The sequence below is a fragment of the Mesorhizobium sp. M7D.F.Ca.US.004.01.2.1 genome (assembly GCF_003997785.1).
GTDB lineage: Bacteria > Pseudomonadota > Alphaproteobacteria > Rhizobiales > Rhizobiaceae > Mesorhizobium > Mesorhizobium loti.
The window spans coordinates 1-427 of record NZ_RZRQ01000771.1 but is presented as its reverse complement, the minus strand read 5'-3'; the positions used below and the strand labels follow the sequence as shown (position 1 = coordinate 427).

Genomic DNA, 427 nt, shown 5'->3' with positions numbered 1-427 from the left:
CAAACGTGCCGGACGAACGCGTCGAGTTTCTCGCAGGCGATGCGCAGGCGTTGTCTGTCGAATCGGGCAGCAAGGACATGGTCGTGTCGGCGCTCGTTCTCAACTTCATCGCCGACAAGCAAAAGGCGCTCGCCGAGATGAGGCGGGTGGCCCGCCCCGGCGCGACGATCGGGGTCTATGTGTGGGATTACCCTGGCGGCGGGGTGGAATTCATGCGGGCCTTCTGGACCGCTGCGACTGCGCTTGACCCCGGCGCCATCGACCTTACCGAAGACAGGCGCTTTCCATTTTGCACACAAGATGGATTGACCGATCTCGCTGAGAAGGCGGGCCTGGTTTCCATCGACTCCACGCGGATTGAAATGCCGGCCGTGTTCAAGGACTTTGAAGACTACTGGCACCCCTTCACCCTGGGTGCAGGGCCCGC

1 protein-coding gene is annotated in these 427 nt (G+C 62.3%); it reads left to right on the top strand.

Going from position 1 to position 427, the window contains the following annotated elements:
• Positions 1–427 (top strand): methyltransferase domain-containing protein (locus EN993_RS36725; protein WP_127266295.1); only part of this gene is annotated, 427 nt, incomplete at both ends.